Source organism: Sphingomonas koreensis, from assembly GCF_002797435.1.
Taxonomy (GTDB): Bacteria; Pseudomonadota; Alphaproteobacteria; order Sphingomonadales; family Sphingomonadaceae; genus Sphingomonas; species Sphingomonas koreensis.
In genome coordinates this window covers 1,672,501-1,693,507 of sequence record NZ_PGEN01000001.1, presented here as the reverse complement: position 1 = coordinate 1,693,507, position 21,007 = coordinate 1,672,501, and the positions used below count along the sequence as shown (strand labels likewise).

The following is a 21,007-nucleotide window of genomic DNA, read 5'->3' as shown; positions in this document are numbered from 1 at the left end:
CCGGGACGTCAGTCGCGCTCGACCAGCCGCGCTGTCGGCCCGCTTGCGGCGGGCGTCACTGCCCAGACCTGCTTCCGGATCCCGACATAGATCGGCCTGCGCGCCGCCATGGCCGAGAAGAAATGGATTTCGGTCGGCACCGGATCGAGCAGGTGGGTGATGAACAGTGCTTCGAGCGACTTGCCGTCCGGCGATTCGGTGTCCGTCGGGAGCGCGATGCAGGTGTTGGTAAAGCGACGAATCGGTCCCGCCTTGCCCGCGACGTCGACCTCGAACAGATAGTGCGCGCCCAGGGGTATGACCTTCATTTCGGTCTGCGGCGTCAGGAAATAGACCGGGATGGGGCCGTCGGGCGTCGCGGGCGGCAGCGTCACGGTGTTGAATGGCTTGTCGACGCACATTTGCGCCTTCGCCTCGATCAGTGCGGCGCGGGCTGTCGTGACCGCGGCGATCATGCGGCGGCGCTGCGGGGTGAGCATCGCGGTGTCGGCCTCACCCAGCTTGCGGCTCTCGGCCAGCTTGCCGTTCTTGAACCGCGCCAGGTAGAGCGGCTTGGGATCGGCGCCGCGGGTGTAAAAGATCAGCTCGGCGGCATCGGCAGGGCCGTCGACGATCCAGCCGCCGATCTTTCCGGCTATGTCCCGAGCCTTTGCAAGCATGTCGTCGGTGCCGTGCCAGGCGGCCTGGTCGTACCAGTAGATCAGTTCGCCGCGCTCCCGGGCGCGGTCGAGTGCGGCCTGATCCGCCGGGCTGATTTGCGCCAGCGCGGGTGCGGCAGCGAACAGGGCGATCGTGGCGGTCAGGTATCTCGGCATGGCGTCCTCCCCTGCGCATCAGGCTAGTGCCGTGCGGGGCGGGCGCAATAGCCTTGAAATGTGGGATTTCGCCTGCTGCGCTCGGCACCGCCATGTCGCGATCCGCATCCGGACTCGCGCGCGTGATGCAATCTGACTTTTGGGACTTTCGGCTGCCCGGAAACGAAAAAGGCGGCGATCCCGGGGGACCGCCGCCTTCCTTGTCCGTTGCCGGAGGATCAGGCCAGCGCGGCCTTGAGATCCTCGACCAGGTCGGTCTTCTCCCAGGGGAAGAAGTCGCCTTCTGCCTTGCGCCCGAAATGGCCGTACGCCGCGGTCGGCGCGTAGATCGGCTTGTTGAGGCCGAGATGCGTACGGATGGCGCGGGGGGTCAGGCCGCCGAGCTTCTCGATGCCCTGGATCGCTTCCTCGATCTTGTCGTCGCCGACCGTGCCGGTGCCGTGCGTGTCGACATAGAGCGACAGCGGCTTCGACACGCCGATGGCGTAGGCGAGCTGGATCGTGCAGCGCTGGGCGAGGCCGGCCGCGACGATGTTCTTGGCGAGATAGCGGGTGATGTACGCCGCCGAACGATCGACCTTGGTCGGGTCCTTGCCGCTGAACGCGCCGCCGCCATGGGGCGAAGCGCCGCCATAGGTATCGACGATGATCTTGCGGCCGGTCAGGCCCGCGTCGCCGTCGGGACCGCCGATCTCGAAGCTGCCGGTCGGGTTGATGTGATATTCGGTCGCGTCGCTCAGCAGTTCGTTCGGGATCACGCTCGCGACCACCGACTTCACATAGGCGTGCAGCTCGGCTTCCTTCTCGCCCTGGTCATAGCCCGGGGCGTGCTGGGTCGAGACGACGATCGCGGTCGCGGCGACGGGCTTGCTGCCCTCATAGCGCAGCGTGACCTGGCTCTTGGCGTCCGGCTCAAGGAAGGGGGCGGCGCCCGAATGGCGGTCGGCGGCCATCTTCTCGAGGATCTTGTGGCTGTAGTCGAGCGTCGCCGGCATCAGGTCCGGGGTGTCGTTTGCGGCATAGCCGAACATGATGCCCTGGTCGCCCGCGCCCTCGTCCTTGTTGCCGCTGGCGTCCACGCCCTGCGCGATATGTGCCGACTGCGGGTGCAGATTGTTCTCGAAGCGCAGCGTCTCCCAGTGGAAGCCCGACTGTTCGTAGCCGATCTTCTTCACGGTCTCGCGGACGGTCTTTTCGACCTCTTCCGGCACGCCTGGTGCCCAGTTGCCGTCGGTGTCCATGATGCCCTTGCCGCGGATTTCACCGGCCAGCACGACGAGCTGGGTGGTGGTCATCGTCTCGCAGGCGATGCGCGCTTCGGGGTCCTTGGACAGGAACAGATCGACGATCGCATCGGAAATCTGGTCGGCGACCTTGTCGGGGTGGCCTTCGGAAACCGATTCGGACGTGAAGAGATAGCTGGAACGCATGATTTTCCTCGAGATGCTCAGGCCGTTGCCATGCCCGATTTGGAAAGCAGATGATATAAAGCTTTTGTTATATGCGGCCCACTAACGGGCGAAGCGCCGGATGGCAATCGCGCTGAGCAGGAGCAGTCCCGCGACGAGCCAGGCCGCCCAGTTGCCGAGCCGGGCGAACAAGGTGGGAGGGAGCGCCGCGGGCATCGGCGCCTCGATCGCCCGCGCCTCGTTCATTCCCGCGGCTGCGACGATGCCGCCGTGCGCGTCGATGATCGCTGAGATGCCGGTGGGGGTGGAACGCAGGATCGGCAGCCCTTCCTCGATCGCCCGCATCCGCGCCTGTGCCAGATGCTGAGGGGGCCCCCAGGCGCCGAACCAGGCGTCGTTGGAGGGGTTGAACAAGATTGTCGGGCGGTTGGCGGCATCGACCGTCTGGCCGGAAAAGATGATCTCGTAACAGATCTGCATGCCGACCTTGCCGAACCCGGGCACCTCCATCGTCGCCGGCCCGGGGCCTGGCGCATAATCGACATCCCCCATCACCAGCCGCGAGAGGCCAAGCGGCTGGAGGATCGTGCGCATCGGCAGATACTCGCCATAAGGCACCAGATGCGCCTTGTCGTAGCGGCCGTGGATCCGGGCTGCGGCATCGATGGAGAAGACCGAATTGGTCGCAGCGTCGAGCTGTTTGTCGCCGCCGAACAGCAGCCCCGTGCCGCCGACCAGTGCCACATCCTTCGGGCCCAGCGTCTGCGCGATCCGTTGCCGCACCACGAACGGATCGGCTCGGTTGTACCATTCGGGCGGATAGCCATCCTCGATCCAGTAATCGACCGCGCCTTCGGGCCAGACGATCAGCCGGGGAACGGCACCACCGGGAAGCATCGTCGCGCGATCGTTGGACAATGTGGTCAGCGCGAGCATCGAGCGTTCGGCCCGCGTGCCGTCGAGCGTGGTCTCCTGCCCGATATTGGGCTGGAGGACACGGACGAGTGGCGCTCCGGGGCGCGGCGGCGTGACGGCCGGGTTGAGCAGCAACGCGGCGGCGCCCGCTGCGATTGCCGCGCCGGCCAGCGGCCGATAGCTCCGCAACGTCGCAAGATAGAGCGTGCCCGCAACCACGACGGTAAGGCCCGACAGGGCGTAGGTGCCGGTCCAGCCGGCGAGCTGCGCCACCCCCGGAAGCGGCAGCCAGATCACGCCGAGCGGGTTCCACGGATAGCCGGTGAACATCACCCCGCGCAGATATTCGGTGACGATCCATGCCGCGCCCGCGATCAGCACGAAGGGCAGGCCCGGCCTGCGCAATGCACTGGCCCGGCCGAACCGCCAAGCCAGGCCCATCGCGATCGCCGGATAGACGGCGAGGTAGAGCGCGAGCAGCACGACCGCGAAATAGCCGAGCACCGGCGGCATCCGGTCCTGATAGGTGAAGGCGTGCTGGATCCAGTTGTTGCCCACGGTGAAATGGCCAAGGCCGAACATCCAGCCGCGCAGCAGCGCCTGCCGCAACGTCGGAGCCTCATGCGTCAGCCGCAGCAGGAGGGCGAAACAGATCAGGCCCGCGACCCACCAGTCGAGCGGAGCGAAAGCGGTAGCGGAGGCGGCACCGGCGGTGAGGGCGATCAGTCTGGGACGAGGCAGCATGGGGCGATGCTATCGGGCCAGACCGTGACAGATACAAGCATGCGGCGTATTAGTGTGCCATTACAGTTCAGGAGCGATCATGGCCGAGCCCGTCACCGTCGATATCCCGCACAAGCTGGGCCTGGAGGGCGCCCGCGCCCGGCTTGCAGGCGGGGTGGGCAAGATCGGGAGCATGTTTCCCGGCGGCGGCACGGTGCAGGAACGGTGGGAGGGCGACACGCTCCACTTCACCGTGAGTGCGATGGGGCAGACGGTGGCGAGCCGGCTCGACGTGTTCGAGGACCGCGTCCATGCCGAGGTCGATCTGCCGCCGATGCTGGCGTTGTTCGCCGGGAAGATCCGCGAGAAGCTGCAGAAGGAAGCGCCAAAGTTGCTCGAGTGAACGCGGCGAGGAGGCGTCCGATGATCCGATTGCTGACCGCATTGCCGCTTGTGCTCGTGGCGGCCTGTTCCGACGATCCGCCCAAGGCGCCGGCGGGAACCGAGGTGACCGCGAACGGCTCCATCGCTGCGCCTGCCCCGACGGTGACGGCGACGAACCTGCCCTCGGCCAGCGGGCCGGGCACCGCGTTCGGGCTGACGACGAAGCAGATCGAGGACGCCGATCTGGTCGATGCGGCGGGCAACGATCTGGGCGATATCCACCGCGTCGAGACCGATGCGTCGGGCAATATCGACGCGGTGATCGTCGAGATCGCCGACACCGATCCCGATCGTTTTGTCCGGCTGCCGCTCACCCGTCTAACCGCCATCGCCGATGGCGACGACTGGAACCTGCGCGCCGCGACCAGCCGCGCCGAGCTTATCGCGCTCCCGCAGGTCGAGCGCTAGGCGAGGGCGCGGGCTTTGGCGCCGCGCCCGGGGCGCTGACCCGCCAGATCACGTTGCCGACATCGTCCGCGACCAGCAGCGCGCCGGTTCTGTCCGCGGTCACGCCGACCGGGCGGCCCATCGCCTTGCCATCGGCATCGAGGAAGCCGGTGAGGATATCGACCGGCTTCGCCCCCGGTGCGGGCATGCCGCGTGCGCCGAAGGGCACGTAGACGACCTTGTAGCCGCTCGCGGGCACCCGGTTCCACGACCCGTGCAGGCCGATGAACGCGCCGCTCACATAGTTCGGACCGAGCTGCAGGTCCTGCGCGAAGGTCAAGCCCAGCGGCGCGGTATGCGCGCCGAGCGCGAAATCCGGTCGCGCGGTATATTCGCGCAGGTCAGGGCGACCGGGGCGGACGCGCTTGTCCTCATACCCGCCCCAGTAGTTCCAGGGCCAGCCATAGAAGCTGCCGAAATCGACCTGGGTCAGATAGTCCGGCGGCATGTCCGAGCCCATCATGTCGCGTTCGTTGACCACGGTCCAAAGCCGCTTGGTATCGGGGTTGAACGCCATGCCTACCGGATTGCGCAGACCCGAGGCGAAGACGGTCGCCCGCTTCGTCCGCGGATCCACCGCGAGGATCGCTGCGCGGTTCTTCTCGATCTCGATCCCCTCGTCGGCGATGTTGGTCTTCGATCCGACGCCGACATAGATGGTGCTGCCGTCTTCGCTGGCGACGACGCTGCGGGTCCAGTGGCCGCCGCCGGGCAGATCGACGACCTTCTCGCCCTTCGACGTGATCTTGGTCTCGCCCACCTTGAAGGGGAAGCGGATCAGCGCGTTGTGGTTGCCGACGTAGAGCGTCTCCCCAACCAGCGCCATGCCGAAGGGGGACTCGAGGCCGTTGCCCGCGCTGAGCAGGGTCGAGCGCACTTCGGCGACGCCGTCGCCATCCGCGTCGCGCAACAGCGTGATGCGGTTGGCCGAGGGCACGCCAGCACCCGCACGGCCCATCAGCCAGCGCATCACCTTGTTGGTGACGCCATTATTGGGCCGCGGCGGCGAATTGCTTTCGGCGACCAGCACGTCGCCATTGGGCAGTCGGTAGAGCCAGCGCGGATGATCGAGACCAGTAGCGAAGGCGTTGACGGAAAGACCGGCGGCTGCGCTGGGCTTGGCGCCTTGCGGCCAGCCGACCGCATCGGCGATCTTGACCGTGGGAATGGTCTGGTTGCGCGGGTCGCTCAGCTGCGGCCGTTGTCCGGTCACGGCATTGGCGTCGAACCGCGCCACGTCGGGACGGCTGAACCACCAGTAGAGGCCGCCGCAGCCGACGGCCACGATGCCGATGAACAGCAGGAATTTGCGCAGGCGGGTCATTCTTCGGATTCCTCGCGTTTCGCGGGCGGATGGAGACGGACGCGGCGGACGCGCGTCGCATCGGCCTCCAGCACTTCCAGCGTCCAGCCGCTGGGATGATTGAGGCACTCGCCGGCTTCGGGCACATGGCCCGCAAGGATGAAGGCGAGCCCGCCCAGCGTCTCGATATCTTCCTCGACTTCGCCCAGCCGCGGATCGATCGCCGCGGCGACATCCTCCAGCTCCGCGCGGGCGTCGGCATCCCAGCCGCCATCGTCGAGCGGGACGAACAGCGCCTCGGGTGCGTCGTCATGCTCGTCGTCGATCTCGCCGACGATTTCCTCGACCAGATCCTCGATCGTGATCAGGCCCTCGGTCCCCGAATATTCGTCGAGCACGATGGCAAGGTGGGTGCGGCTGGCCTGCATCTGGGCGAGCAGGTCGAGCGTGCCCATCGACTGCGGCACGTAGAGCGGCTGGCGCATCAGGCCGGTGATCTTGGCGGGCGGGCCGGCCCCGGCTGCGAGCGTCGAGAACACGTCCTTGATGTGGATCATCCCGATCACCCGGTCGAGCTTCTCGCGATAGACGGGCAGGCGGCTATGGCCCGCTTCGGCGAAAAGCTGGACCAGTTCGGCGAAGCTGGTCTTTTCCTCGACCGCGATGATGTCCGCGCGCGGCACGCCGACATCGCCCGCATCGCGCTCGCCGAAATGAAGGAGGTTGCGCAGCATCTTGCGCTCGAGCGGGGAGAGGTCGCCCTTCTTCGCGGGCTTGCCCTCGCCGTCTTCCTCGACCTCGTCGATCGCATCCTCGATGCGCTCGCGCAGCGTCTCGTTATTCTCTTCGCCGAACAGCAGGGTGCGCAGGCCGCGCCATATTCCGCCCTCGCTGCTACTTTCTCCGTTCCCGTTGCTACTGGAACCGTCCGCCATTTCCCGGGTCAATCCTCGCGTACCAGATAAGGGTCGGGGATCCCCAAAGTCTCGAGCGCGGCGCGCTCCATCGATTCCATCGCCTCGGCTTCGGAATCCCCCTGATGGTCATAGCCTAGCAAATGCAGCACCCCGTGGACAATCAGGTGCGTGGCATGCTGTTCGACGGTGAAGCCTTTTTCCTGGGCTTCCGCCGCGCAGACGCCATGGGCGAGGACGATGTCGCCCAGGATGACCTCGCCATCGTCGCTGTTCTGGGTGAGCACCGCGATCAGGTCCGGCTCGATCATCGGGAAGGAGAGGACGTTGGTCGGCTTGTCCTTCCCGCGATACTGGGCGTTGAGCTGATGCACCTCGGCATCGTCGGTCAGGCGCACCGCGATCTCGATCACGGCCTCCGCATCGGCGAGGCCGCCGAACGGCGTCTGCGCGACAGCGGCCGCGGCGGCCTGCGCGCCGATGGCATCCCAGTTGAGGTCAGGCCAGCCGTTCTCGCGCTGGACGGCTACGTCAAGCATCCGTGCGGCCTTCGCCCTCATAGGCGTCGACGATGCGGCCGACGATCGGGTGGCGCACCACGTCGCCGATGCCGAAGCGGATCATAGCCAGCCCCTCGATCCCCTCGAGCTTGTTGACCGCGTCGTTGAGGCCGCTGGCCGAGGGGCCGCCGGGCAGGTCGGTCTGCTTGGGATCGCCGCACACCACCATCCGGCTGTTCTGGCCGAAGCGGGTGAGGAACATCTTCATCTGCATCGGCGTGGTGTTCTGCGCCTCGTCGAGAATGACGAACGCATCGGCCAGCGTGCGGCCGCGCATGAAGGCGATCGGGGCGATCTCGATCTCGCCCGACGCGATGCGCCGTTCGACCTGTTCGGCCGGGAGGCAGTCGTAGAGCGCATCGTAGAGGGGGCGCAGATACGGATCGACCTTGTCCTTCATGTCGCCGGGCAGGAAGCCCAGCCGCTCGCCCGCCTCGACCGCCGGGCGCGACAGGATCAGGCGCTTGACCGATCCGGTGATGAGCTGCGCCACCGCCTGGGCGACCGCGAGGTAGGTCTTGCCGGTACCGGCCGGCCCGAGCGCGAAGATGATGTCATTCGAGACCAGCGCGCGCATGTATGCGGTCTGGGTCAGCGAGCGCGGGACGATCGTCTTGTTGCGCGTGCGGATCATGATCGGCGGCGCCGCGCCCTCGTCATTTTCGGCGCGGATGATGCCGGTGAAGGTCGGTTCGCTCGACATGGCGATCACCGCGTCGATCAGCCCGGTGTCGATGTCCTCGCCGCGGATCACCCGGCTGTGCAGCTCGGTCAGCACCTCGCGGGCATGCGCGACGGCTTCGGCGCTGCCCTCGATCACCACCCGCTGGCCGCGGGCATGGATATAGACGCCCAGCCGCTCCTCGAGCGCCAGGATATTGCTGTCATACTCCCCGAAGAGTTGCGGGAGCAGCTGCGGCCTGTCGAACGTCACCTCGACGCGCGAGCGCTCGCCATGCTGGGCGGGGACGGGTTTGCGGCTCATGCGGTCCTTTCGAGCATAGAAAAGTCACAAAGTTCATACTCCCATCGCGCGGGAGCATGACGGCCGGTTGACGAAGTTGACATATTCTTCGCGGGGTTCTCGCGCGAAGCTGACATGCGGCTATCGGGAGCCAAACCGGGATACAGCGCGGAGGTTCCGTTATACATGTCGTGTGCCGCAGGATGGCAGAGCGCGGCGCTGTAGGACAGGGCAAAATCACCCGCGGACGCTTTGGCCCGCGGGTGACGCATGGACGCAACAGTCGGCGGTCACGCCGGGACGAGGGCGCGGCCGGCTACTGCCTGCAGGAAGACCCCGATCGTCAGCGCGGCATAGATCGCGCTGCCGCCAAGTATCGCCGACCAGCGTAGCCTTGTGGGAAGGCCGGCTGCCGCCGCGCCGAGCAGCGGGATCGCCTGTTCGGCGTGAATGCCGAAGAAATGGGCGATGCGCAGGTCTCCCCCCAGCCGATTCCAGCCGAAGACGGGGACGCCGCCGCCGACCTGCCCGACTGCATGGCCCGGCTGCGAACTCATATAGCTGCCCATCCATCCGCCGAGGACGAAGGTGAGGACGAGCCCGATCGCGACCGCTGCGACGAAGCTGCGCTGAAGGCCGGGCGCAGGCCTGCGGACGATTTCCCACGCCAACGGTAGGGTCGTCGCGGTCAGGATCACCGCGCCGATGCCCATCAGCGCATACATGGCGATGTGGAAAGGCGTGCTGAGATTGAAGTGGGATTCCTGGCCCTGCGCGGCCTGGAAGCTGATGTAGAGCAGCTCGAAGCTGCCGCTGGCGATCAGCGTCCAGGCGGTGAAGCGCATCAGCCTGCCGCCGCGCCGCTCGGGCCGGACATAGCCCATGAACCAGGCCGTGGTGAGCGCGAACACGCCGACGGAGACGAGGAACTTGGCGGGCTTGACCCAGATATTCACCCCGCTCGCCAGCGTGCGCGGATCGAGGACCTGGAACGCCATTGCTATGGCGCCGAGCACGAGCAGGACGAGACCGTAACGGGTAAGTTGCGGGTGGCGGCGGTCGAACTCCGCGAACAGGGCGGCGGGGCCGGACGGGGAGAGCGTGATGACGGTCATTGCACGGTTTCCTTCGCTGGCAGCGCGGTGCGCGCGACGAGGTAGAGGAGCAGTCCGGCCGGGCCGAACAGGAAGGTGAGCGGCAGGCTGGGCAGGACGATCAGGGGCGAAATGCCGCGGCCCGCTGCATCGCGGGAGATCCAGGCGCCGACGAACAGGTCGAACGCCAGATAGTGCAGCCAGCCCGCAGTGAGCGCGGCATCGTTGGCGAACAGCGCGCGGACCGCCTCGATCGAGCCGAAGCCGCCGGTCTCGAACCCGGCGCGGCCCTGCCAGATCATCAGGATGTAGCCGACCGCGAGGATCGCGGGGATGACGAACTGTGCGCTGGCGAAGGCGTATCGGCGCGCCGGTTTGAAGAACAGGGCGACGAGGAGCGAGAGCCAGCCGAGCATCGCGAGCTTGCCGGCGAGGGAAAAGGTCAAGGACGGATCGAGCATGTTGCGACTCCAATCTGGACACCGTACAGATTGGATATGAAAGACGATTTAAACAGTGTCAAGATTGCCGGCGGAGAAGGCGCGCGCACCTATCACCACGGGGCATTGCGCGAAGCGCTGATCGATGCCGCCGAATCGATTCTGGAGGAGCGCGGGGTGGAAGGATTCTCGCTGCGCGAGGCGGCGCGGAGGGCTGGGGTTTCACCTGCGGCGCCAGGGCATCATTTCGGCGATGCGCGCGGATTGCTGACCGCGGTGGCGACGCGTGCGTTTCGCGATTTCGGCGATGCGCTGGAGGCGGGGGATGCGGGGACGACCCGGATGGAGCGGCTGCGCGGGCAGGGTCTGGCCTATGTCCGCTTCGCACTTGCCAATCGCGCGCGCTTCGAGCTGATGTGGCGCAAGGCGCTGCTCAATCGCGAAGACGCGGCGTACTGCGAAGCGGGCGATCGCGCCTTCGACATCCTGGATCGCGCGGCGCGTGGCAACGGCGCGGGCGAGGGGCCCGACCTGACGGTAATGGCGCCCTCGATCGCGGCCTGGTCGATCGTTCACGGCTTTGTCGAGCTTGCCCTGAGCGGCGCATTCGGAACCGGCCCGGAGGAACTGGAAGCGGCGACCGAGCGGCTGCTGCCGCGAGTGCTCGATCACCTGGTGATCGCAGGCTAGGCCGCTGCTTTCACCTTCGCGACGCCCGCAAGCGAGTTGGGGCCGGCCTGGACGATCTCGACCTCGACCAGATCGCCGATCTGCGCGTCGGTCATCAGATGGACCGATTGCAGCCACGGCGACTTGCCGAGCATCTGGCCGGGCAGCTTTCCCTTGCGCTCGATCAGCAGGGTGCAGCTTTTGCCGACGGTCGCTGCGTTGAACGCGGCCTGATCGCGGTTGAGCGCGGCCTGGAGGCGCTGGAGGCGGTCGTCCATCGCCTCGGGCGCAACCGCACCGTCCATCTCGGCGGCGGGGGTGCCGGGACGCGGCGAGTATTTGAAGCTGAAGCACTGGGCATAGCCGACCGCGTCGACCAGGCTGAGCGTGTCGGCGAACTCCGCTTCGGTCTCGCCGGGGAAGCCGACGATGAAGTCGCCCGAAAGCGCGATGTCGGGCCGCGCCTCGCGGACGCGGTCGAGAATGCGGAGGTACGAATCGCGGCTGTGCGAGCGGTTCATCGCCTTGAGGATACGGTCATTGCCTGCCTGCACCGGGAGGTGAAGGAAGGGCATCAGCTTCTCCACCTCGGCATGGGCGCGGATCAGGCCGTCCTTCATGTCGTTGGGGTGGCTGGTGGTGTAGCGGATGCGGGCAAGGCCATCGATCCGGTCGAGCGCGCGGATCAGGCCGTGCAGGCCGGTGCCTGCGTCATCGTCCCACGCATTGACGTTCTGGCCGAGCAGGGTGATCTCGCGCGCGCCGGCATCGACCAGCGACTTGGCTTCGTCGATGATCGCATCGAACGGCCGGCTGACCTCGGCGCCGCGGGTATAGGGGACGACGCAATAGGTGCAGAATTTGTCGCACCCCTCCTGCACCGTCAGGAAGGCCGAGGGCGGCACGCGGCGGCGGGCGGGGAGCGCGCCGAACTTGCTGGCGACCGGCATGTCGGTATCGACCGCGCTGGCGCCGGATGCGGCCTTCGCCACCAGGTCGGGCAGGTTGTGATAGGCTTGCGGGCCGACCACCACATCGACCTTGGCACGGCGCACGATCTCCTCCCCCTCGGCCTGGGCGACGCAGCCGGCGACGGCGATCATGGGGTTCTGCCCATGCTTGCGCAGCCGGCCGATGTCCGAGAACACCTTCTCGGTGGCTTTTTCGCGGATGTGGCAGGTGTTGAGCACGACGAGGTCGGCGGCATTGGCGTCGTCGGTCGCGACCATGCCCTGCGCCGCCATCAGCTCGGCCATGCGGTCGCCGTCATAGACGTTCATCTGGCAGCCGAACGACTTGACGTGAAAGGTCTTCGGTTGGGTTCTGGGGGTGGCACTCATCCCGGCGCGTATAAGCATTTGTCGCCTGCGGCGAAAGCGGCACCGGCCCGCTCCCCCGCCCGGCCACCCACAGCGTATTTCTGGATGGGTGGCCGGGCGGGGGAGCGGGCCGGTGCCGCCAAACAACAAAAGCACCTCTGGCGTTCCGCCCCCGCTGCCAATAGATAGCCGCCCCAAATGGCACGGATCGAGACCCCCAAGCGCGTGCGCGGCACGCAGGACATCTTCGGCGAGGAACAGCGCCGCTTCGCACGCGTGGTCGAGGCGTTCGAGCATGTGCGGCGGCTCTATTGCTTCCAGCAGGTTCAGGTGCCGGTATTCGAATCCACGGGCGTGTTCGCGCGGAGCATGGGCGAGACGTCGGATGTGGTGTCGAAGGAGATGTACACCTTTCCCGACCGCGGTGACGACCTGCTGACGCTGCGGCCCGAGTTCACCGCGGGGATTTGCCGCGCGTACATCACCGAGGGGTGGCAGCAGTTCGCGCCGCTCAAGCTGACCACGCATGGCCCGGTGTTCCGGTACGAGCGGCCGCAAAAGGGGCGGTATCGCCAGTTCCACCAGATCGACGCGGAGATCATCGGTGCGGCGGAACCGGCCGCCGATGTCGAGCTGCTGACATTTGCCGACCAGCTGCTGCGCGAGCTGGGGATCGGCGAGGGCGTCACGCTTCAGCTCAATACGCTGGGCGATGCGGAGACGCGCGACGCGTGGCGCGCGGCGCTGATCGAGCATTTCCAGAGCCATCGCGCTGACCTGTCCGAGGACAGCCTGACGCGGCTGGAGAAGAACCCGCTGCGCATTCTCGATTCCAAGGATCCGCGCGATCGCCCGGCGGCGGATTCGGCGCCGGACATCGACGCGTTCCTGACCGCCGAGGCGAAGGATTTCTTCGACGCGGTGACCGGCGGGCTGGACGCGGCGGGCGTGGCGTGGACGCGCAACGCGCGGCTGGTGCGCGGGCTCGATTACTATCGCCACACCGCGTTCGAATTCGTCACCGACCGGCTGGGCGCGCAGGGCACGGTGCTGGCCGGCGGGCGCTATGACGGGCTGATCGGCAATCTTGGCGGGCCGGAGACGCCCGGTGTGGGCTGGGCCGCGGGGATCGAGCGGCTGGGGATGTTGCTGGAGGCGCCGGCCGTCGAACAGGTGCAGGTCGCGGTGGTGGTCGAGCGCGCGGGTCTCGAGGCCAAGGGCATCGAGCTTGTCGCATCGCTTCGCCGTGCGGGCGTGGTGGCCGAGCTGTTCGCGACCGGAAGTCCCAAGAAACGCTATGACAAGGCGGTCAAGTCGAGCCCGGCCGAGATCGTCTCGATCGACGTGCGCGACGACGCCCCGGTGGTGAACCGCCGGACGCTCAAGAGCGAAGCGGTCGACGATGAGATGATGGCGACGCTGATCGCGGTGCTCGCGGCGGTATGACCCGAATCTCGCCCGACAAGATCGCCGCGATCGAGGCGCGGCGCGACGAGCTGCAGGCGATGATGGCGACGGGCGACCTGCCGTCGGACAAGTTCGTCGCGGTCTCCAAGGAATATGCCGAGCTCGAGCCGGTCGCGGCGGCGGCGGGGGCGGTGCGGCGGCTGCGCGAGGAGGCGGCGAGCCTCGCTGAGATGAGCCGCGACGGCGATCCCGAACTGCGCGCGATGGCAGCCGAGGAGCTGCACGAGAATGAGCAGGCGTTGGCCAAGGCCGAGCACGCGCTGGCGCTGGCGCTGCTGCCGCGCGACGTGGCGGACGAGCGTGCGGCGATGCTCGAGATCCGCGCCGGAACCGGCGGGGATGAGGCCGCGCTGTTCGCGGGCGACCTGCTGCGCATGTACACGCGCTATGCCGAGCGGCAGGGGTGGAAGGTCGAGATGATCTCCGCCAGCACGTCGGAAGCCGGGGGGTACAAGGAAGTCGTCGCCAGCGTGGCGGGCAAGGGCGTGTTCGCGAAATTGAAGTTCGAGAGCGGCGTCCACCGCGTCCAGCGTGTCCCGGTGACCGAGAGTGGCGGGCGTATTCACACGTCTGCGGCGACGGTGGCGGTGCTGCCCGAGGCGGAAGAGGTCGATATCGAGATCCGCAACGAGGATCTGCGCGTCGACATCTACCGTTCGTCGGGCGCGGGGGGGCAACATGTCAACACCACCGATTCGGCGATCCGGCTGACGCACTTGCCCACCGGGCTGGTCGTGATCCAGCAGGACCAGCGGTCGCAGCACAAGAATCGCGACAAGGCGATGCAGGTGCTGCGCACGCGCCTGTACGAGCTGGAGCGCGAGCGGCTGGCGAGCGAGCGTTCGGGCGCGCGCAAGTCGATGGTCGGATCGGGCGACCGGTCGGAGCGGATTCGGACGTACAATTTCCCGCAGGGGCGGGTGACCGACCACCGCATCAACCTGACGCTCCACCGCCTGCCCGAGATCCTCGAGGGCGAGATGGACGAGATGATCGGCGCGCTGGTCGCCGAGGACGAGGCCGAGCGGCTGGCGGCGCTGGAGTCGTGACCGTCCGCGCCGCGATCGCCGAGGCGGCTTCGCGGATCGCTTCGGAGACGCCCCGGCTCGACGCCGAGCTGCTGATGGCGCATGCGCTGGGCGTGTCGCGCCAGGCGATGCTGCTGTCGCGATTGGGCGATCCGGTCCCTGAGGGGTTCGCGGCGCTGGTCGAGCGGCGGCTCCGCCATGAGCCCGTGGCGTATATCACCGGCAGCCGCGGCTTCTGGACGATCGAACTTCAGGTCGGCCCCGGTGTGCTGGTACCGCGCGCGGACAGCGAGACGCTGATCGAGGCGGCGGTAGTGCATTTTGCCGGAACCGAGGGGCCGAAGCGGGTGCTCGACCTTGGTACCGGACCGGGCACGCTGCTGCTGGCCGCGCTGGCCGAGTGGCCACAGGCAAGAGGGCTGGGGGTCGACGCGTCCGAGACGGCGCTTGGCTATGCGCGGGAAAATGCGGAGCGGCTGGGCCTGTCTGAACGGGTTGAGTTGCATGCCGGGGATTGGGCCGCCGGCGTCTACGGCGCGTTCGACCTGATCCTGTGCAATCCGCCCTATATCGGCACCGGCGAGGATCTGGGGCCGGAAGTGCGCGACCATGAGCCGGCACGGGCGCTGTTCGCAGGCGCGGACGGCCTCGACGATTATCGCCGCATCGTGCCCGATCTGCCGCGGCTGATCGGGCCGGGCGGGATCGCGGTGCTGGAGATCGGCTGGACGCAGGGCGTTGCGGTATCGGCGCTGGTCGAGGCGGCGGGGCTGACCCCCGCCATCCGCAAGGACCTGGGCGGGCGCGATCGTGCGGTTACGGCAAGTTGAACTATCGGTGCGCGACACCAATATAGTGCTTGGAGATTGATGCCCCACCGGCTAAGGATGGCCGCGGGGATGGCACCTTCAACTTAAATCGTTGAAATGGAACGCCGACCCAATCCAAGGCATGTGCGCTGCTGAATGTCCGGCAGCCATGCGGGGCGCCGCTCCGGAGCGTTTCCGGCGCGACGTGCGGGGTAACACGCATCCGGGATCACTGATGATCGATGACGGATTGAGTTAAGGACAGGACACACAGACGTTGATGAACAATCGTCAGGCGAACAACGGCCGCCGTCGCGGCCGTGGTGGCCAGCGCCAGCAGGGTGGTGGCAACCCCAACCAGGGCAATGGCAACCGCATCGACAACCGTGCCCGGGGCAACGCCGCGCAGCTTCTTGAGAAATACAAGAATCTGGCGCGCGACGCCCAGATGGCCGGCGATCGGGTCAACACCGAATATTATCTGCAGTTCGCCGATCACTATTTCCGCGTCCTTGCAGAGAGCCGCTCGCGCTTCGAGGAGCAGGATCGCCAGCGCCGCAATCGCGACGATTTCGACGGCGACGACGAGGATTATGACGACGGCGCCGAGGGCACCCGTGCGAGCGAAGGCGAGCAGGGCGACGAGGGCGAAGAGCGTGGGAACCGCGAGCGCGGCGACCGCTTCGAACGCCGCGACCGCAACGAAGGGCGCCGGGACCGCAACGACCGGGACGGGCAGCGTGAAGGCCGCCGCGAGCGCGGCGACCGCGACCAGCGCCGAGAGCGGCAGCCCGAGAGCGAGGCCGGCGAAGCCGCTGCGCCTGTGGCTGCGAACGAGGATGACGAGGCACCGCGCGCCGAACCGCCGCGCCGCCGCGGGCGCCCCCGCCGCGAAGAGGTTGCCGATGCCGGCGATGCCGCCGATATCGCGGCGATCCTTCCTCCGGCGCTGGGCGTCGAGGGCGAGGTGGTGGCTGAGGCCAAGCCGCGCCGCCGTCGCGTGAAGAAGGACGAGGAGCCCGCCGCGGCGGAGTGACCGTCCCGATCCCGGGAAAGAAAAAGGGGCCGGTCCGCATCGTGCGGGCCGGCCTTTTTCGTTGCGGCGGCGCTTTGTCGATTGACTTGGCATGCCCCGTGACGATGGTGGCCCGCACATAGCGGAAGGAAGTGCGATGCGGCGTCTAACCTTGGCTCTTGCGGCGGCAGGCGCCGCGCTTCCAGGCATCGCGATGGCGCAGACCGCGCCCGCACCATCGGCGCAGGGCAACGTTTCGGTCACCATCTACAACAACAATCTCGCGCTGGTTCAGGACGCGCGAACGCTGAACGTTCCGCAAGGGCGCAGCCGTCAGGAATTCCCCGACGTTTCGGCGCAGATCAGGCCGGAAACGGTGACGCTGTCCGGTCCCGGCATCGCCATCGTCGAGCAGAATTTCGACTATGACCTGCTGAGCCCCGACAAGCTGATGGAAAAGGCCGTGGGACAGGTGATCACCATCGTCCGCACCAATCCCGCGACCGGCGCCGAAACGCGCGAGCAGGCCAAGGTGCTGGCGGCGAATGGCGGCATCGTCCTTCAGATCGGCAGCCGGATCGAGGTGCTGCGCGACGACGGGCTGCCGGTCCGCGTGGTGTTCGACAAGGTGCCTGAGAATCTGCGCGCGCGGCCGACCCTGTCGGTGACGGTCGAGGCGGACCGCAACGGCGCGGTGCCGACGCGCCTGTCCTATCTGACCCCCGGCCTTGGCTGGACCAGCGACTATGTCGCGCTGTTCGACGAGAAGGCGGGCACGATCGACGTGCAGGGCTGGGTCACGCTCAACAACAACACCGGCACGACCTTCACCAATGCCGACACGTTGCTGGTCGCGGGAAATGTCGGCGGTGGGCAGAACCGCTTCGCCCAGATGGCCTCGATGGGCGACGCCACGATCGAGCAGGCGGGGACCGAGAGCGGCACGCGCGAGCGGCTGGGCGACTATTATCTCTACCCGCTTGCCGAGCGCACGACGATCGCCAACGCACAGCAGAAGCAGGTGAGCTTCCTCGACGTGAAGGCGTCGCCTGCGCGCAAGGCCTATGAGTTCACCAATGGCTGGATGGGCGGCAACGATGTCCCGCGCAGCGCCGCGACCGCGATCAAATTCTCGACCTCGCGCAATGGCGGCCTGGGCGATCAGCTGCCGGCGGGCACGGTCCGAGTCTATATGCGCGACGCGCGCGGCGATCCCCAGTTCATCGGTGAGAACCGGATCGGCCACACGCCGATGGGATCGTCGATGTCGATCCGCACCGGCGAGGCGTTCGACGTCAAGGTCAAGGTGGTGGTGGAGGAGCGGACCAAGCTGTCCAATCGCCGCTGGCGTACGCGGATGCGCTATACCCTGAGCAACGCGCGCGACACGCCGGTCACCGTCGATCTGGCGCAGGACGGCCTGTGGGGCGATGTGAAGATCACGGATCAGAGCATCACCGGCGAACGCGTCTCGGCGGACCGCGTCGAATGGAAAGTGCCGGTCGCGGCCAACGCCAGCGCCGATCTCGTGGCGACCTTCGACACGCGGTACTGAGCGCCCGATGCGCTGGTTTCTGCTCCTGATGCTGTGCTTGCCGTCGCTGGCGCATGCGGGCGGGCAGACCGTGACGTCCGTCGATGTGTCGGACGTCGCGGTGACCATCTATCGCGACCCCTATCGCGATGCCGGTATGATGCGGGCGGGCTGGCCGGGCGGGTATGCGCTGATTACCGAAACGCGGACGATCACCCTGCCCAAGGGCGAAAGCCAGCTTCGGTTCGAGAATGTCGCCGAAGGGCTGCTCCCCGAAACCGCGATCATTACCGGCTTGCCCTCCGGCGTCCGCGAGAAGAATCGCGACGCCCGGCTGATCTCGCCCGCCGGGCTGGTCGATGCCTTCCTCAAGCGCCGCGTGCTCATTCGCCGGACCGATCCCGCGACGGGCCGGGTACGCGAGCAGAGCGCGATCATCCAGTCAGGCCCCGATGGCGGGGTGCTGATCCGGACCGATGAGGGGATCGAGGCGCTGCGCTGTTCGGGTCTGCCCGAACGGATGATCTATTCCGAGGTGCCCGACACGCTTTCCGCGCGGCCGACGCTCTCCATCCTGACGCGCAGCGACCGCGCCCTCACCGCGACGATCCAGCTGACCTATATGGCGCAGGGGTTCGATTGGTCGGCCAACTATGTCGGCAACATGGCGGCGGACGGGAAGAAGATGGGTCTCTTCGCCTGGCTGACCGTCGCGAATGGCGGGCAGCAGAGCTTCAGGGACGCACGGCTGCAGGTGATCGCGGGCAAGCCCAACAAGCGCCCGAACAATCCGCCGCCGCCGCCGCCCGCGTCCGCGCTCAACCTGCAATGCTGGCCGATCGATTCGACCAGCACGCATCCGCGGCGCGAATGGGAACGGTTGCCCATGCCGCGCGGCGCCGACCTGTCGCGGTTCGACGCGGTCGGGCGAAACGCGCCGGGCAGCTTCGAAACCGCCAAGCAGCGGCGCAAGCGCGAGCGCGAAGAGCGCGCCTTCGGGGGCGGAGGTGGAGGAAGCGAAGAAAGCATCGTGGTGACTGGATCGCGCATGCCGCGCTCGGCGCGCGCGCGGCTGCAGGCGCTCCCTTCGCCGGTTACGGTCGTATCGGCGGACTACCTCATGCCTGCCCCGCCTGCGCCGCCGCCGCCGCCCCCGCCGGGCGAATCTGTCGCCGTCGCCCAGGGCGCTCAGGCCCAGGCCGAGGCGCTGGGCGATCTCAAGCTCTACCGTGTTCCGATGCGGGTGACGGTCGCCGCCCAAAGCCAGAAACAGGTGGCGATGATCGTCCAGCCTGAGGCGCGGTTCGACCGCGTCTATCGCGCCAATGTGGTGGGCGGACGCCATACGCCGCAGCCGATGCGGTATCTGTTGCGCTCGATCAATAGCGGCGAAAAGGGCCTGGGCGTACCGCTGCCGGCCGGCGGGCTGTCGCTGTTCGAAACGGTTGCGGGCCGGCGCCTGCTCGCGGGCCGTGACGATGTCGCCGATCTGGCGGTCGGCGAAGCGGTCGAGCTGAAGCTCGGCCAGAGCCCCGACGTCCAATGGAAGCTGACTCGCGTCAAGGAAACGCAGGACCGGCAGGAGTGGCGCGTCGATATCACCAACGCGCGGAGCGTGCCGGTGACCGCCCAGATCGTCATTCCCCACGACCTCGCCGAGAAGCCGCCGGGGCTGGAGCGGGGACCGGAGGGCTGGATGCTGCCGGTCGAGGTGCCGGACAACGGCACGGCCAGCGTCAGCTACACGCTCAAGCGCTAGTCTCGCGGCCGCGTTGCAGCGTTGGCGCTAGCCGTGGCGATCCCGCTCGGTCGCGTCGCGCGAGCGCTCGTCATGGCCGGTGCCCGAGCTCAGGAAGATAAGGCCCATCAGCGCGCCGCCGAGCAGCACCGACAGGCCGATGCCGATCGCCATCGCGATCGAGGCATGGAGCTGGAACTCGCCGATCGCGATGTAGAGCGCGACGACCGCGACGATCGCGGACAGCAGGGCGACCGCTGCCACGATCCCGAAGATGCGGCGATAGCGTCTCCAGGCGAGCTTCGCATAGTCGGGATTGTCGAGATCGGGTTTCATCCCTTCCAATTGCGCCTGAAACATGGGATTCTCAACCGCCTCTGGAAGGAAAGGAGTCTGACGATGACGATCGCAGCAATCCTGAGCGGGAAGGGGCAGGATGTCATAACCGTGAGCGGCGGGGATACCGTGCGCGACGCGGTAGCGCTGCTCGCCGCAAGGCGGATCGGCGCGGTTCCGGTGATCGAGAATGGTGTGGTCGCGGGCATCTTTTCCGAACGCGACGTGATTCATTGCCTTCAGCACGAAGGCGCCGCGGCGCTGGACCGCGAGGTCCGCGGCGTGATGACGACGCCGGTGATCAGCGTGACGCGCGACGAGCCGGTGCTTGCCGCGCTGTCGCTGATGACTCAGCGGCGGATCCGGCATCTTCCGGTGGTGGAGGAGGGCGCGCTGCTCGGCTTTGTCTCGATCGGAGATCTGGTGAAGTACCGGATCGAGCGGATCGAGGCCGAGGCGGCGCAGATGCGCGCTTATATACAATCCGCCTGATCTGCCGCGAGCAACCTATCTCCGGATCATGCCGATCGCGTCCTCCACTGTCGCGCGCGCGAAGAGCCAGAGCCACGCACCATAGATTGCTGCCCCCGCTCCGCTGAGGATCAGCAGGTGGGGCAGCGGGCCTAGCGGTGGAAGCATCCGGTCGATCAGTACCACCGCCAGCGCCATCGCGCTCGCCGCGGTAATCGGCGGAAGCACCGCGGCGATCCAGTCGCGCCAGCTGAGCCCGATGACGGGCAGGCTGCGCGCCGCGGTGATGACGAGGAACACCGGCCAGATCGCGATCCAGGTGAGCGCGAGGCCTATGACTCCCCACTGCACCCCGATCAGGAAGGCGGCGGGAAGCAGGAATGCGCCGATCGCTGAAATCTGCGCGCCGATGCCCGGACGCCCGCGCGCGTCGGTCGCGGCGGCGAACAGGATCTGCAGCGTCATGAAGGGCATGGCGAGCGACAGGATCCGGACGATCGGTGCGGCCTCCATCCATTTCTCGCCCAGCGCGACATGCACCAGCGGCTCGGCCGTGGCGGCGAGCCCGAGATAGAAGGGCATCGCCGCGACCA

General features: G+C 67.4%; 22 protein-coding genes (1 of these 22 cut by a window edge). 10 read left to right on the top strand and 12 right to left on the bottom strand.

The annotated features are described in order from the left end of the window. Positions 1 to 8: 8 nt before the first annotated feature. The 3 genes from BDW16_RS07965 to lnt form a co-directional block, all read right to left on the bottom strand. Positions 9 to 815 (bottom strand): hypothetical protein, encoded by an 807-nt coding sequence (locus tag BDW16_RS07965; protein ID WP_066581407.1) that lies wholly within the window; start codon positions 813 to 815, stop codon positions 9 to 11. A 218-nt stretch (positions 816 to 1,033) separates the two neighbouring features. Then, positions 1,034 to 2,245, bottom strand: a complete 1,212-nt coding sequence (metK, locus tag BDW16_RS07960; protein WP_066581406.1) for a methionine adenosyltransferase — start codon at positions 2,243 to 2,245, stop codon at positions 1,034 to 1,036. 81 nt (positions 2,246 to 2,326) lie between these two features. Further along, on the bottom strand, positions 2,327 to 3,883 hold the full coding sequence (gene lnt, locus BDW16_RS07955) for an apolipoprotein N-acyltransferase (protein ID WP_066581404.1): 1,557 nt from the start codon (positions 3,881 to 3,883) through the stop codon (positions 2,327 to 2,329). A 79-nt stretch (positions 3,884 to 3,962) separates the two neighbouring features. On the opposite strand from lnt, the gene BDW16_RS07950 reads away from it, so the two are divergent. Together BDW16_RS07950 and BDW16_RS07945 are read left to right on the top strand one after the other, a co-directional pair. Next, positions 3,963 to 4,265: a polyhydroxyalkanoic acid system family protein gene (locus BDW16_RS07950; protein ID WP_066581403.1), complete on the top strand. Its 303-nt coding sequence runs from the start codon at positions 3,963 to 3,965 to the stop codon at positions 4,263 to 4,265. A 20-nt stretch (positions 4,266 to 4,285) separates the two neighbouring features. Further along, on the top strand, positions 4,286 to 4,714 hold the full coding sequence (locus tag BDW16_RS07945) for a hypothetical protein (protein WP_066581401.1): 429 nt from the start codon (positions 4,286 to 4,288) through the stop codon (positions 4,712 to 4,714). Here BDW16_RS07945 and BDW16_RS07940 read toward each other — a convergent pair. The 6 genes from BDW16_RS07940 to BDW16_RS07915 all read right to left on the bottom strand — a co-directional run bounded on the left by BDW16_RS07940 (position 4,686) and on the right by BDW16_RS07915 (position 10,049). Continuing rightward, positions 4,686 to 6,068 (bottom strand): PQQ-dependent sugar dehydrogenase, encoded by a 1,383-nt coding sequence (locus BDW16_RS07940; RefSeq protein ID WP_174532082.1) that lies wholly within the window; start codon positions 6,066 to 6,068, stop codon positions 4,686 to 4,688. The genes BDW16_RS07945 and BDW16_RS07940 overlap by 29 nt on opposite strands. A gap of 5 nt (positions 6,069 to 6,073) precedes the next feature. Then, on the bottom strand, positions 6,074 to 6,991 hold the full coding sequence (locus BDW16_RS07935) for a hemolysin family protein (RefSeq protein ID WP_066581397.1): 918 nt from the start codon (positions 6,989 to 6,991) through the stop codon (positions 6,074 to 6,076). Between the two features lie 8 nt (positions 6,992 to 6,999). Beyond that, positions 7,000 to 7,509, bottom strand: coding sequence for an rRNA maturation RNase YbeY (ybeY, locus tag BDW16_RS07930; RefSeq protein WP_066581395.1), 510 nt, complete (start codon positions 7,507 to 7,509; stop codon positions 7,000 to 7,002). Further along, positions 7,502 to 8,515 (bottom strand): PhoH family protein, encoded by a 1,014-nt coding sequence (locus BDW16_RS07925; RefSeq protein ID WP_066581393.1) that lies wholly within the window; start codon positions 8,513 to 8,515, stop codon positions 7,502 to 7,504. Before BDW16_RS07925 ends, ybeY begins: the two co-directional genes overlap by 8 nt. A 269-nt stretch (positions 8,516 to 8,784) precedes the next feature. After that, positions 8,785 to 9,609, bottom strand: a complete 825-nt coding sequence (locus BDW16_RS07920) for a hypothetical protein (RefSeq protein ID WP_066581392.1) — start codon at positions 9,607 to 9,609, stop codon at positions 8,785 to 8,787. Then, positions 9,606 to 10,049, bottom strand: coding sequence for an ABA4-like family protein (locus BDW16_RS07915; protein ID WP_066581390.1), 444 nt, complete (start codon positions 10,047 to 10,049; stop codon positions 9,606 to 9,608). The genes BDW16_RS07920 and BDW16_RS07915 overlap by 4 nt, the downstream gene beginning before the upstream one ends. Before the next feature lie 36 nt (positions 10,050 to 10,085). On the opposite strand from BDW16_RS07915, the gene BDW16_RS07910 reads away from it, so the two are divergent. Beyond that, positions 10,086 to 10,718: a TetR/AcrR family transcriptional regulator gene (locus tag BDW16_RS07910; protein WP_066581388.1), complete on the top strand. Its 633-nt coding sequence runs from the start codon at positions 10,086 to 10,088 to the stop codon at positions 10,716 to 10,718. On the opposite strand, the gene miaB is transcribed toward BDW16_RS07910, so the two are convergent. Continuing rightward, a complete protein-coding gene (gene miaB / locus BDW16_RS07905) occupies positions 10,715 to 12,049 on the bottom strand; it encodes a tRNA (N6-isopentenyl adenosine(37)-C2)-methylthiotransferase MiaB (RefSeq protein ID WP_371836739.1) in 1,335 nt (444 codons plus the stop codon). The two genes, BDW16_RS07910 and miaB, sit on opposite strands and share 4 nt — an antisense overlap. A 165-nt stretch (positions 12,050 to 12,214) precedes the next feature. On the opposite strand from miaB, the gene hisS reads away from it, so the two are divergent. The 6 genes from hisS (at position 12,215) to BDW16_RS07875 (ending at position 19,628) form a co-directional block, all read left to right on the top strand. Continuing rightward, on the top strand, positions 12,215 to 13,462 hold the full coding sequence (gene hisS, locus BDW16_RS07900) for a histidine--tRNA ligase (protein WP_066581384.1): 1,248 nt from the start codon (positions 12,215 to 12,217) through the stop codon (positions 13,460 to 13,462). Next, positions 13,459 to 14,532: a peptide chain release factor 1 gene (gene prfA / locus BDW16_RS07895; protein WP_066581382.1), complete on the top strand. Its 1,074-nt coding sequence runs from the start codon at positions 13,459 to 13,461 to the stop codon at positions 14,530 to 14,532. Before hisS ends, prfA begins: the two co-directional genes overlap by 4 nt. Beyond that, positions 14,529 to 15,341 (top strand): peptide chain release factor N(5)-glutamine methyltransferase, encoded by an 813-nt coding sequence (gene prmC, locus BDW16_RS07890; protein ID WP_066581380.1) that lies wholly within the window; start codon positions 14,529 to 14,531, stop codon positions 15,339 to 15,341. Before prfA ends, prmC begins: the two co-directional genes overlap by 4 nt. 256 nt (positions 15,342 to 15,597) lie before the next feature. Then, complete coding sequence (locus BDW16_RS07885; protein WP_075151135.1) at positions 15,598 to 16,356, top strand: DUF4167 domain-containing protein; 759 nt, start codon at positions 15,598 to 15,600, stop codon at positions 16,354 to 16,356. A 136-nt stretch (positions 16,357 to 16,492) separates the two neighbouring features. After that, entirely contained in the window at positions 16,493 to 17,890 is a 1,398-nt protein-coding gene (locus tag BDW16_RS07880) for a DUF4139 domain-containing protein (RefSeq protein ID WP_066581376.1), read from the top strand. A 7-nt stretch (positions 17,891 to 17,897) separates the two neighbouring features. Then, positions 17,898 to 19,628 carry a DUF4139 domain-containing protein gene (locus BDW16_RS07875; protein ID WP_066581375.1) on the top strand — a complete coding sequence of 577 codons (1,731 nt, stop codon included), beginning with the start codon at positions 17,898 to 17,900 and terminating at the stop codon, positions 19,626 to 19,628. 27 nt (positions 19,629 to 19,655) lie between these two features. Here BDW16_RS07875 and BDW16_RS07870 read toward each other — a convergent pair whose 3' ends face one another. Further along, positions 19,656 to 19,943 (bottom strand): hypothetical protein, encoded by a 288-nt coding sequence (locus tag BDW16_RS07870; RefSeq protein WP_066581436.1) that lies wholly within the window; start codon positions 19,941 to 19,943, stop codon positions 19,656 to 19,658. Positions 19,944 to 20,006: 63 nt separating this feature from the next. On the opposite strand from BDW16_RS07870, the gene BDW16_RS07865 reads away from it, so the two are divergent. Next, positions 20,007 to 20,435 (top strand): CBS domain-containing protein, encoded by a 429-nt coding sequence (locus BDW16_RS07865; protein ID WP_066581373.1) that lies wholly within the window; start codon positions 20,007 to 20,009, stop codon positions 20,433 to 20,435. A gap of 15 nt (positions 20,436 to 20,450) precedes the next feature. Here BDW16_RS07865 and BDW16_RS07860 read toward each other — a convergent pair whose 3' ends face one another. Continuing rightward, on the bottom strand, positions 20,451 to 21,007 hold the end of the coding sequence (locus BDW16_RS07860) for a lipopolysaccharide biosynthesis protein (RefSeq protein WP_066581371.1). The gene runs 913 nt beyond the window's last position; 557 of the gene's 1,470 nt are visible here — the last part of the coding sequence; its start codon lies beyond the right edge, outside the window — the gene reads right to left on this strand; the stop codon is at positions 20,451 to 20,453.

Coding starts and splice junctions, on each gene's coding strand:
- BDW16_RS07865 (WP_066581373.1), top strand. CDS start 20,007: ATGACGATCGCAGCAATCCTGAGCGGGAAGGGGCAGGATGTCATAACC.
- BDW16_RS07875 (WP_066581375.1), top strand. CDS start 17,898: ATGCGCTGGTTTCTGCTCCTGATGCTGTGCTTGCCGTCGCTGGCGCAT.
- BDW16_RS07950 (WP_066581403.1), top strand. CDS start 3,963: ATGGCCGAGCCCGTCACCGTCGATATCCCGCACAAGCTGGGCCTGGAG.
- BDW16_RS07910 (WP_066581388.1), top strand. CDS start 10,086: ATGAAAGACGATTTAAACAGTGTCAAGATTGCCGGCGGAGAAGGCGCG.
- hisS (WP_066581384.1), top strand. CDS start 12,215: ATGGCACGGATCGAGACCCCCAAGCGCGTGCGCGGCACGCAGGACATC.
- lnt (WP_066581404.1), bottom strand. CDS start 3,883: ATGCTGCCTCGTCCCAGACTGATCGCCCTCACCGCCGGTGCCGCCTCC.
- BDW16_RS07880 (WP_066581376.1), top strand. CDS start 16,493: ATGCGGCGTCTAACCTTGGCTCTTGCGGCGGCAGGCGCCGCGCTTCCA.
- metK (WP_066581406.1), bottom strand. CDS start 2,245: ATGCGTTCCAGCTATCTCTTCACGTCCGAATCGGTTTCCGAAGGCCAC.
- BDW16_RS07920 (WP_066581392.1), bottom strand. CDS start 9,609: ATGACCGTCATCACGCTCTCCCCGTCCGGCCCCGCCGCCCTGTTCGCG.
- BDW16_RS07925 (WP_066581393.1), bottom strand. CDS start 8,515: ATGAGCCGCAAACCCGTCCCCGCCCAGCATGGCGAGCGCTCGCGCGTC.
- BDW16_RS07945 (WP_066581401.1), top strand. CDS start 4,286: ATGATCCGATTGCTGACCGCATTGCCGCTTGTGCTCGTGGCGGCCTGT.
- BDW16_RS07915 (WP_066581390.1), bottom strand. CDS start 10,049: ATGCTCGATCCGTCCTTGACCTTTTCCCTCGCCGGCAAGCTCGCGATG.
- prfA (WP_066581382.1), top strand. CDS start 13,459: ATGACCCGAATCTCGCCCGACAAGATCGCCGCGATCGAGGCGCGGCGC.
- BDW16_RS07935 (WP_066581397.1), bottom strand. CDS start 6,991: ATGGCGGACGGTTCCAGTAGCAACGGGAACGGAGAAAGTAGCAGCGAG.
- ybeY (WP_066581395.1), bottom strand. CDS start 7,509: ATGCTTGACGTAGCCGTCCAGCGCGAGAACGGCTGGCCTGACCTCAAC.
- BDW16_RS07870 (WP_066581436.1), bottom strand. CDS start 19,943: ATGAAACCCGATCTCGACAATCCCGACTATGCGAAGCTCGCCTGGAGA.
- BDW16_RS07965 (WP_066581407.1), bottom strand. CDS start 815: ATGCCGAGATACCTGACCGCCACGATCGCCCTGTTCGCTGCCGCACCC.